This window comes from Massilia sp. UYP34, from assembly GCF_056279385.1.
On record NZ_JBWBRF010000017.1, the window covers coordinates 71944 to 81985 of the forward strand.

At 68.9% G+C, this 10042-nt stretch carries 8 protein-coding genes; 4 read left to right on the forward strand and 4 right to left on the reverse strand.

From position 1 onward, the window contains the following. Positions 1-9 precede the first annotated feature (9 nt). Together ACZ9AQ_RS20105 and ACZ9AQ_RS20110 are read left to right on the forward strand one after the other, a co-directional pair. Complete coding sequence (locus tag ACZ9AQ_RS20105; RefSeq protein ID WP_429204931.1) at positions 10-1509, forward strand: diguanylate cyclase; 1500 nt, start codon at positions 10-12, stop codon at positions 1507-1509. Positions 1510-1603: 94 nt separating this feature from the next. Continuing rightward, on the forward strand, positions 1604-3289 hold the full coding sequence (locus ACZ9AQ_RS20110; RefSeq protein ID WP_429204930.1) for a SulP family inorganic anion transporter: 1686 nt from the start codon (positions 1604-1606) through the stop codon (positions 3287-3289). A gap of 36 nt (positions 3290-3325) precedes the next feature. Here ACZ9AQ_RS20110 and ACZ9AQ_RS20115 read toward each other — a convergent pair whose 3' ends face one another. Further along, positions 3326-3961 carry a 1-acyl-sn-glycerol-3-phosphate acyltransferase gene (locus ACZ9AQ_RS20115; RefSeq protein ID WP_429204929.1) on the reverse strand — a complete coding sequence of 212 codons (636 nt, stop codon included), beginning with the start codon at positions 3959-3961 and terminating at the stop codon, positions 3326-3328. Between the two features lie 204 nt (positions 3962-4165). Here ACZ9AQ_RS20115 and arsC point away from each other — a divergent pair, with 204 nt between their 5' ends. Beyond that, positions 4166-4513 (forward strand): arsenate reductase (glutaredoxin), encoded by a 348-nt coding sequence (arsC, locus tag ACZ9AQ_RS20120; protein ID WP_429204928.1) that lies wholly within the window; start codon positions 4166-4168, stop codon positions 4511-4513. 30 nt (positions 4514-4543) lie between these two features. On the opposite strand, the gene ACZ9AQ_RS20125 is transcribed toward arsC, so the two are convergent. Further along, the gene (locus tag ACZ9AQ_RS20125) at positions 4544-5791 is read right to left on the reverse strand and encodes a DUF1565 domain-containing protein (protein ID WP_429204927.1); all 1248 of its coding nucleotides are present in this window, start codon (positions 5789-5791) and stop codon (positions 4544-4546) included. A gap of 124 nt (positions 5792-5915) precedes the next feature. Further along, on the reverse strand, positions 5916-6359 hold the full coding sequence (locus ACZ9AQ_RS20130; RefSeq protein ID WP_429204926.1) for an acyl-CoA thioesterase: 444 nt from the start codon (positions 6357-6359) through the stop codon (positions 5916-5918). Positions 6360-6406: 47 nt separating this feature from the next. On the opposite strand from ACZ9AQ_RS20130, the gene ACZ9AQ_RS20135 reads away from it, so the two are divergent. Further along, on the forward strand, positions 6407-6880 hold the full coding sequence (locus ACZ9AQ_RS20135) for a hypothetical protein (RefSeq protein WP_429204925.1): 474 nt from the start codon (positions 6407-6409) through the stop codon (positions 6878-6880). 94 nt (positions 6881-6974) lie between these two features. On the opposite strand, the gene pepN is transcribed toward ACZ9AQ_RS20135, so the two are convergent. Beyond that, complete coding sequence (gene pepN, locus ACZ9AQ_RS20140) at positions 6975-9632, reverse strand: aminopeptidase N (protein ID WP_429204924.1); 2658 nt, start codon at positions 9630-9632, stop codon at positions 6975-6977. Positions 9633-10042 lie beyond the last annotated feature (410 nt).

The following is a 10042-nucleotide window of genomic DNA, read 5'->3' on the forward strand; positions in this document are numbered from 1 at the left end:
AGGTTGGGAATGGGAGAAGAGGGCGCGCGCGCGCACGAGATGAACGTCGACTACAGCTGCCTGTTCGTGAACCCGGTAGGCCAGCGCCGCGCCGATTTCCAGAGCGCCTGCGCCGGGGTGTTCACGCAGCTGCGGGTGGCTTCCGGCGCCGACCAGGCACTCGGCCTGCTGGCGCGCGAACCGGCCGACCTCGTGGTGCTGGACCTCGAACGCTGCGAGCTGGGCATCGACCTGGCGAGCCTGGGCGCCCTGGTGGCCGGGCGCGCCGGCAAGCCGATCCTGGTCCTGTGCCCCTTCACCAATGCGCGCTGGCTGCCGGCGCTGATGGCCTTCGGTCCGATCGACTATGCGATCGGCCCGCTGCGCGCGCAGCAGACCCGCGCGCTGCTGGACGCGCGCCTGCGCGCCGGCTTTGCGCCTGCATCTGCGTCCGCATCTTCGCCGACAGTGACGAATGCCGCCGCCGAAGAGCTGCAAACGCTGCTCGCGCTGCGCGGCGCCAGCCAGGAAGCCCTCGACCACGCCGACGACAGCGTGAGCTTCGCCGAGCGCCTGTGCGCCGCCCTGGCGGACTGGCCGGGCCTGGTGCATGCGGCGCTGTTCCAGCATCGCGACGGCGACCTGCACCTGGAAGCCGAGCAGGGCGTGGCGGGCCTGCACCTGATGGCGCTGCTCGAGGTCGAGGGCCGCCTGCTGCAGTCGCCGCTGCGCCACGCCTTCCCCGGCCTGCTGGCCGCCGCCAGCGGCGAATTGACCCTGCTCGACGCGCCGGACAAGGCGGGCGAACCCGAACTGGCGGCCCGTCTGGAAGGCTTCGGCGTGCGCATGGTGGTCGGCCTGCCGATCCCGGGCCAGGGGCCGGGCGGCCCGCGCGGCTCGCTGTGCCTGATGTTCGACCATGCGCGCGCCTTCTCGCGCGTGCAGCTGCAGGCGCTGGACGACCTGGCCGCCCTGGCGTCGCATGGCCTGCGCATGGCGGAGGTCACGCGCGAGAACGAGGCCCTGCTGGCGCGCGTGACCCACCTGGCCACCACCGACGCGCTGACCGAGGTCGCCAACCGCCGCCACGGCGAGCACCTGCTCGAGCAGGAGATCAAGCGCGCGCGCCGCTACCGCCTGCCGCTGGCGCTGGTGAGCTTCGACATCGACCGCTTCAGCCAGGTCAACGACAGCTTCGGGCACCCGGTGGGCGACATGGTCCTGCGCACCGTGGCCGCCACCGCGCGCGCGCTGCTGCGCGCGAGCGACGTCCTGGTGCGCTCGGGCGGCGAGGAGTTCCTGGTGATCGCCCCACATACCAGTGCGATCGACGGCCTCAGGATTGCCGAGAAGCTGCGCGCCGCGATCGAGCAGGTCGAGATCCCGGGTTGCGACCACGTGACCATCAGCCTGGGCGTGGCGCAGTTGGGCGAGGGCGAGAGCGGCGACGCGCTGGCGGTGCGCGCCATTGCCGCGCTGGCGCGCGCCAAGCGGGCCGGCCGCAACTGCGTCGAACTGGCCATGCAGTAGCGGCTGTCCGGACCCCGGCGCCAGGGCAACTATGCTAGGCTGTCGTGTTTTCAATCAGGCAAGCCGGCGCGCACCGCTCCCCGGCCCTTAATCCATGCTTCAGTGGTTGCGCGAGTACCGGCGCGCCGCGCTGCCGGGCGACATCAGCGCCGGCATCGTGGTGGCGATGATGATGATCCCGCAGGGCATGGCCTATGCGCTGGTGGCCGGGCTGCCGCCCGTGGCCGGGATCTACGCCAGCATTTTCCCGCCGCTCTTGTACGCGCTGTTCGGCACCAGCAGCACCCAGTCGGTCGGGCCAATGGCCATCGTCTCGCTGATGACGGCGTCCGCGCTGGCGCCGCTGGCCACGCCCGGCACCGGCCTGTATGGCGTGCTGGCGGCCCAGCTGGCGTTGATGTCGGGCCTGGTCCTGCTGGCCTGCGGCCTGCTGCGCATCGGCTTTCTCGCCAATTTCTTTTCGCGGCCGGTGATGAGCGGCTTTACCATCGGCTCGGCGATCGTCATCGCCTGGGGCCAGCTGGGCGCCCTGCTCGGCGGTCCGATCGCGCAGGGCGCGACGCCGGATTGGCACGCGCGCTGGCCCAGCATCGCGTTGGGCCTCGGCTCCCTGGCCTTGCTGGTGATGGCGCGCGAATGGCTGGCGCCGCTGCTGCGCCGGCTGCGCGTCAAGCCCGTCGTGGCCGACATCGCGGCCAAGCTGGCGCCGATGGTCATCGTGCTCGGCGCCACCGCGCTGGTGCCGTTGCTGGAGCTGGGGCGCCTGGGCGTGGCCACCACCGGCGCGGTGCCGGCCGGCTTGCCGGGCCTGAACCTGGCCACCTCGAGCGGCCACTGGCAGGCCTTGCTGCAGCCGGCGCTCTTGACCGGCTTCATGGTGTTCCTGATCAGCATGTCCGGCGCGCAGGCGCTGGCGCTCAAGCGCGGCGGCGAAAAGCTGGACAGCAACCGCGAGCTGATTGGCCTCGGCGCGGCCAATGTCGGCAGCGCCCTCTCCGGCGGCTTTCCGGTCACCGGCAGCATTTCGCGCTCGGCGGTGAATTTCGCGGCCGGCGCCAACACCCAGCTGGCAAGCGTGATCACGGCCGGCCTGCTGGCGCTGGCGCTGGTGGCGCCCACCGGCTGGCTGGCGCTGCTGCCGCTGCCGACGCTGGCCGCGACCATCATCGTGGCGGTGCTGGGCATGCTCGACTGGTCGACCCTGGGCACCGCCTGGCGCTACGACCGCGCGGACGCGCTGGCGCTGCTGGCCACCGCCGGCGGCGTGCTGGTGCTGGGGGTGGAGGCGGGCGTGCTGGTGGGCGTGGCGCTGTCGATGGGCGCGCTGATCTGGCGCGCCAGCCGGCCGCACATCGCGGTGCTGGGCCGCATCCACGGCACCGAACACTTCCGCAACGTCGAACGGTATCCGGCCGAGACCACGCCCGGCCTGCTGATGCTGCGGATCGACGCCGGCCTGTTCTTCGGGAACGTGGACGCGGTAAACGAGCGCATCGACGAGGAGTTGGCGCAACGCGGCGGCACGCACCACCTGGTGCTGGTGCTGTCGGCGGTGAATGCGATCGACACCTCGGCCCTGTTCGGCCTGCTGGAATTGAACGCGTCGCTGCACCAGCGCGGCGTGATCCTGCACCTGGCCGAAGTCAAGGGACCGGTGATGGACCGGCTGCGCGACAGCGAACTGCTGGCCCAGCTCAGCGGGCAGCTGTTCCTGAGCGCGGCCAATGCCTGGGACAGGCTGGCGGGATCGACCGCCGCGGGACGTCCGGCGCCGGCCTAGCCGGGCCGGCGCCGGGCAGGGGAAGGCGCGGGCACATCAAGCGCGCGTGCGCCGGGCCGCGGCCTCGTCCTGGTCCCTGGTGGCGAGCACGATCGGGGCCGCGTTCTCGGGGTAGAGGGCGGTGACGTCGTGGTAGACGGCGCGGATCGCTTCCATGTCGCGCTCGATGTCGCCCGACAGTTCGAGCGTCTCGGTCACGCGCAGCTCCTTCTTTTTGTAGTTGAAGCTGACCAGCAGCAGCGGCACGTTGGCGGTGCGCGCCAGATGATAGAAGCCGCTTTTCCAGTGCGGGCGGTAGCCGCGCGTACCTTCCGGCGTGATGCCGACCCAGCACCATTTTTCGCTCAGCATCCGCTCGGCCAGCTGGCGCGTGGCGCCCATGGGCGCCCGGCGATCGACGGCGATCCCGCCCCAGTAGCGCATCAGGCGGCCCATCGCGCCGCGAAACAGCGAGTCCTTGGCCAGCCAGCGAAACGGCGTGTCGAGCGCCCACTTGGCCACCAGCCCGATCGGGAAGTCCCAGTTCGAGGTGTGCGGGTACACCACCGCGATGCCGTGTGGCCCGGGCAGCGGCTTGAAATACAGCTTCCAGCCGAACAGCTGCAGCACGCGCAGCGCGGTGCGCTGACGCAGGGTGGGCAGTGCCGCGGGACGCTGCAGGTAATCGCTCATCGGGTCTCCGGTTGGGCGTAATAGCATGTTGTTATGGGAACTTTGATGACGCTCGGCAAAATCCAAGCGTGGGATTCTAGCCGGAGCGAGGGAGGGGGACAAGCAAAAATGCTGGTGCCGGGTATGCGCTCTGGTTATCATGCCGCTGTTTGAACGACAAGCCGCTGTCGAGCCGCTGACAAGCCGACACCACACCTGATGACAATGGATATCACGATTTATCACAACCCGCGCTGCGGGACTTCGCGCAATACCCTGGCCGCCATCCGCGAGGCCGGCCACGAACCCGAGGTGGTCGACTACCTGGCCAATCCGCCGACCCGCGCGCAACTGGCGCACCTGATCGCGCACGCCGGGCTGCAGCCGCGCGATGCCGTGCGCCGCAAGGAGGCCCTGTACGCCGAGCTGGGTCTCGACCGGCCCGAGGTGACGGATGCGGCCCTGCTCGATGCGATGGCCGCGCATCCGATCCTGATCGAGCGGCCGTTCGTGGTCACGCCGAAGGGCGTGCGCCTGTGCCGGCCGTTCGCGCGGGTGCACGAAGTCCTGTAGGCGGCGCGCCGCCGCGCCGGCAGCTTGGCGCTAGGACGGCGGCGCCGCTGGCAGCGCCCCGATGTCGGTCTTGCGCATCGGCCGCGACCCGGTATTGCCGCTGCCGGGTGGCGCCGACTCGTGCGGCAAGCCCTGGCCGATCGCCGGCGAACCGGGACGCAGGCGGAAGTCCGGCGTGCCGCTGGCGCTGTATTCGACGAACTGGGGCGGCGCGCTGATGCTGCCCATATGCTCGCGGCCGGGTGACAGCTTCCAGTCGTCGACGGCGTTCTGATACACGAGGTTGTTGCGGAAGCTGTTGTGACGGCCGATCGCCCCTTGTTCGAGGATGCCGTGGTCGTTGTCGTAGACGATGTTGTTGCTGACGTGGGTGTGGTCGTTCGGCCCCTTGCTGTGATAGAAGTCGCCGCCGCCGACCACGATGCCGGTGCCGGACGCCGCCACGGTATTGCCGCGCACAGTCACGCGGTTGGCGTCGTGCCACAAATGGATGCCGGCGCCGGACACGCGGTAGACGACGTTGCCGCGCACGCTGGCCGTGGTGCTGATGTAGATGCCGTGCATGTAGCGGCAGCCGGGCGGACCGATGTCGTGCACGTGGTTGCCGGTCACGACCACGTCCACGCCCTTGTAGTAGCTGTCGATGCCGATGCCGGCGCCGCCCTTGGGCTCGCACGGCACGTCGTTGCCGATGTGGTGGATGCGGTTGCCGTGCACGCCGTTGTGCGAGCCGCCGTTGTAGATGCCGCTCAGCCATTTCATGCCGCTCTGGTACTGGGTGCCGTCGATCTCGAAGCCGATGATGTCGACGTAGTTGCCGCGGTTGTCCCAGGCCGCGCTCTGGCGCGCGTCGAGCGGCGGCACGATCTTGGCGCCCCAGCGCTCGGTGCTCTGGAAGATGATGCGCGCTTCGAGCGTGCCGTTGGTGGTGGTGCGCACGCCGCCCGAGTAGATGCCGGGCGCCACATGCACGGTCGTGCCCGGCGTGACCACCTGGGCTGCGCGCGCCAGGGTGCGGAAGGGTTCGGCGCGGGTGCCGGGATTGCTGTCCGACCCGTTGGGCGCCAGATAGAGATGGGTCCGCACCAGTTCGGGCACCACGAGTTCTTCATGGCCGCCGTCGCGCAGCCGGCAGCCGGCCAGCAATTGCCCCGCCATCAGCGGGCCCGCCAGCAGCCAGAACGCGCCCAGCTGCATGCGGCGGGGCACGGGCATGCGCATGTGCGGGTGCAGCGGCAGGCGAACGGCGGTCAAGACCTCGGGGAAAATCCGGCGCATTGCGTCCTCGTCATTGGAGCGGGTGACGCGACCAGTCTGAGGCTGCCCACCCGAGGGGGATGCCGGATCGATCAAACTCGTCCTTGAGCATGCGCAATGCGCCGCATGCTGGCAGACGCGGGAATTACACGGTCGGCGCCGCGACCAGCGCCGGCATATAGATGTCCAGGAACTCGGCCGGCATGCGGCGCGGGCGCCCGCTGGCGATGTCGATGCAGACCAGTTCCCAGCGTCCGCGCAGCACGGTGGCGCCGTCGCTGTCGCGCACCAGCTGGAAGCGGCGCTCCATCGTCAGCTTGCCGTCGCCGCCGACCAGCCAGGTGGCCAGGCGCAGCGCCTCGCCTTCCACCGTGGCCAACAGGTAGTCGTAGTCGCCGCGCCGGATCGCCATCGCGCGGTCGAGGCGCCGGTAGTCGTCCAGCGACAGGCCCAGCTTCTCCGAGTGGGCCCAGCCGGCCTGTTCGCACCAGCGCACGTAGACGGCGTTGTTGGTGTGGTTCAAGCCATCGATGTCGCCGGCCTGCGGCGCGACGGGCAGGATGAACGGTTGCGGATAATCCCAGTCCAAAGTGTTTCCTCTGCAAGCGCGGCCGGGGCCGCGGACCTGGGCATTATATGTTCACGATGATCCTGCTGCTGTACCTGCAACAGAACCTCGATGTCACGCTGGAGAGCAGCAGCCTGCGCGGCGAGTTCGCCAGCAGCGCCGCGTGCGAGGAGGCCGCCGTGCGCTTGCGCGGCGCGCTGCCCACGCCCGAAGGCCATGCGGCAGCCTGGCACGACGCGCTGTGCGTGCCGATCGCACGTGGGGTCAGGGTGCGCGCCAGCGCGCCGCCCGACCTGGGCGCGCTGCTGCGCGAAGGTCCGCCGCTGCAGAGCGCAGCCGACGGCGCGTGGCGCCGGGTGGCGGAGCTGTGCGGCCAATCGCGCACGGCAACGAGCGGCGCTCAGTCGCGCCTAAATTCGGCCCCTGATGGACAGGGTACGAGGCCGGCGAGCCCGCCGCCGCCGGTCTTGTCGAACAGGACGGCGCCTCCGCCCTCGGCGCCGAACATGCTGGGCCGCACGGCGCCGCCCGTGCGGCAGTAATACCTGCCGTTCTTGCGCAAGCGGTAGACGATGCCGCGAGCGGCCAGCCCGGCGTGCGGCGCGGCATCGCGCCCGCGTCCGCGCGCACGCGCGATCAGCTCTTCGGCGCGGTCATCGCCGCCTTGATCGCCACGCAGCGCTGCTCGTCCTGCAGGGTGTCGAGCAGCGAGCGGCGGGTGAACGCCGACAGGTCCTTCATCTGGTCGGCGGCGCGGCGCAGGCGCTGCACGCTGTGCGGCGTGCAGGCGGTCGGGATCATGGTGATCGCGTAGGCGCGCATGTAGACCGGGCCGGCCGCCTTGTCGAGCGCCGGCAGGCGCGCCAGGCGCGCATCGGCCTCGAGCTCGCTCAGCCGGCCCTGCTCGGCCGGGAACACGCTGCCCATCGCCGTGCGGATGCGCGAGAACGGCAGCGGCGACTTGAGGTCTTCGATGCGCCCGACCCACTCGGCCTTCACCTTCGGATCCGGACGCGACGCGGTGGCCGCCACCGCCGCCACCTGGCCGGCGTCGGACTTGTCGCGCGCGCTCTCCGCCGCGACCAGACCGTCGGCGCCGGCGTGGCCATAGCGGTTCAGGCGGGCGATGATCGACCAGCGCAGTTCCTGGGTAAGCTGCAGGCCGGCGGCATCGAGCTTGCCGTCGAGGATGCCGGCCAGGCGCCCCAGCGCCTCCGGGCTGGAGGCCACGTTCAGGTAGAGACTGAACCAGCGGCGCTGGACGTCGGCGTCGGCCTTGTGTGCCAGCACGCCGTCCCAGGCCATCTTTTCGAGCGCGGCGTAGGTCGCTTTCGCATACCCGTTGTCGAGGCGCATGGCGTCGAGGTAGGCCTTCGACTGGGCGACCTTGCCCAGCACGTCGCCGAGCAGGGTGTAGTCCTTTTCTTGCGGCGCATTGTTCAGGGCCACGTTGATGAAGTCGTTCAGCGGCAGCTGGGCGTCGCGCACGCTGTCCCACAGGCTTTGCCACAGCATCGCGCGCAGCAGCGGATCGTCGACCTGCGACAGCCTGGTGCGCGCGGTATCGAACGAGCGCTCATCCAGCTGGACCTTCGCATAGCCCCAGTCCTGGTAGTTCGGGTAGACCAGGTCCGGGCAGGCCGCGCCATCCATGTCCTCGACCGCGGTCCGGGCGCCCTTGTAGGTGACCGGCACGTTCTTGACGAGGGACAGCTTGCCGCCGTCGATCTTGAACGCCGCCACCTGCACGCGCTGTTCGCGCAGGGTCGGCAGATCCTTGCCCGGCGCGGTCTGGGTGAGGGTGAAGTCGCGGATCTTGCCGTTGCTGCAGCTGTAGTTGGCGGCGATCGTGTTCACGCCGGCGTGGTACAGCCACTCCCTGGTCCAGCCGGAGAGGTCGCGGCCGGCGGTCGTGGCCAGCGTATTGATGAAGTCATCGAGGGTGGCGTTCTGCCACGAATACTTGACCAGGTAGTTGTGCACGCCCTTGCGGAACACTTCCTCGCCCAGCAGGTGGCGCAGCTGCTTGAGGGCGGCGCCGCCTTTCGAATACGTGATGGCGTCGATATTGTCGAAGGCGTTGCTCGAGGACGGCACCGGCACCTCGATCGGGTGGGTGCTCGCGGTCTGGTCCTGGATGTAGGCGCGCTGCTTGCCGGTCTGGTAGAACTTCTGCCACGAATCCTTGAACTCGGTCGCTTCGGCGGTGGCCAGGATGCCCATGAAGGACGCGAAGCTCTCGTTGAGCCACAGGCCGTTCCACCATTTCATGGTGACCAGGTTGCCGAACCACTGGTGGGCCATCTCGTGCATGATCACTTCGGTCATCGACTGCTTCTGGTCGGCCGTCATATTGGCCATGCCAAAGCGCGCCTCGGCGAACGTGATGGCGCCGGCGTTTTCCATAGCGCCGTACAGGAAGTCGGGCACGATCAGCTGGTCGTATTTCTCGAACGGGTAGGGGATGCCGAAGTATGCTTCGAAGAAGGTCATGCCGGCCTTGGTCTGGCGGAACCAGTCGGCCGGGACCACCTGCTTGGCCAGCGACTGGCGCGCGAACAGGCGCATCGGGTACTTGCCGCTATTGTCTTCCCACACCTGGTAAGGGCCGGCATGCAGCGAGAAGTTGTACGGGCTCAGGCGCTTCGTCGGCTTGAAGGTCCAGCGGCGGTTGGCGCCGGCATCGGTGATCTTCGTTTCGCGGGTGGTGGTGACCACGTGCCAGTCCTTCGGCGCGGTGACGGTGACGGTGTAGCTGGCCTTCAGGTCGGGCTGGTCGAACAGCGGGAACATCTGCTGGGCGGCCACCGGCTCGAAGTGCGAATACGTATATACCCGGCCATCGGCCGGGTCGACCATGCGGTGCAGGCCTTCGCCATTGGTGCTGTGCAGGCGCTCGTAGGCGACGGTGACGCTGTTGCGGCCCTTGGCCAGGTGCGCCGGGTCGATGGTGATGAACCAGTTGTTGTAGCGCGCCTCTACCTGCTTGCCGTTGACGCTGACCGACTTCACGGTGGCCTTGTTCAGGTCGAGGGTGACGGCGGAATGCGTGTCCTTGAGGTCGAAGGTGACGGTCGTGGCGCCGGCGAAGGTTTCCTTGCCGGTCAGGGTAAAGTCCAGCACATAGTCCACGTTCGCGATGCGCGCGGAACGGGCAAACGCGTCGTCCTGCGACAGGAAGGCGGTTTCGGCGCGGGCCGGGGCTTGCTGGGCCGGCGCGGCGTGGACGGCGCCGCCGAAGATGCAGGCGGAAGCGATGGCGACGGCCATCGCGCGGTGTGCGGGAAAGTTCACTGAATATCCTCTCTCGGGTGGGCGCATCTGGGTGCGCGAAATGTCAATCGCGCAAGAATAGCACTTAGAGCCTATCCCGGTAGGTGGGAGTCGCTCCTGGCGCGCCTGACGGGCGTGCGCGGCGTTGCTTGTCGTTGCATGGCTCGCCATGCGGCCTCCTCGCGCCTTGCTCACGCCCGCCATGCATCACCCTGAGCTTCCCCCCACCTACCGGGATAGGCTCTAACATTCCACGCTGGACACCTGTTGGAGAGATTGCGTACTCGCGCCATGCAGATGCGAGACCGGCGTCAATACGCGAAAAAACGGGACCTTGTGAACTGACCCCCAAAAGTTGGACACAACTTTTGGGGGTTTTTCATGACCAAGTACGATGAGCAGTTCAAGCTCGCAGTCGTGCAAGAATATTT

Coding starts and splice junctions, on each gene's coding strand:
- ACZ9AQ_RS20105 (WP_429204931.1), top strand. CDS start 10: ATGGGAGAAGAGGGCGCGCGCGCGCACGAGATGAACGTCGACTACAGC.
- ACZ9AQ_RS20110 (WP_429204930.1), top strand. CDS start 1,604: ATGCTTCAGTGGTTGCGCGAGTACCGGCGCGCCGCGCTGCCGGGCGAC.
- ACZ9AQ_RS20115 (WP_429204929.1), bottom strand. CDS start 3,961: ATGAGCGATTACCTGCAGCGTCCCGCGGCACTGCCCACCCTGCGTCAG.
- arsC (WP_429204928.1), top strand. CDS start 4,166: ATGGATATCACGATTTATCACAACCCGCGCTGCGGGACTTCGCGCAAT.
- ACZ9AQ_RS20125 (WP_429204927.1), bottom strand. CDS start 5,791: ATGCGCCGGATTTTCCCCGAGGTCTTGACCGCCGTTCGCCTGCCGCTG.
- ACZ9AQ_RS20135 (WP_429204925.1), top strand. CDS start 6,407: ATGTTCACGATGATCCTGCTGCTGTACCTGCAACAGAACCTCGATGTC.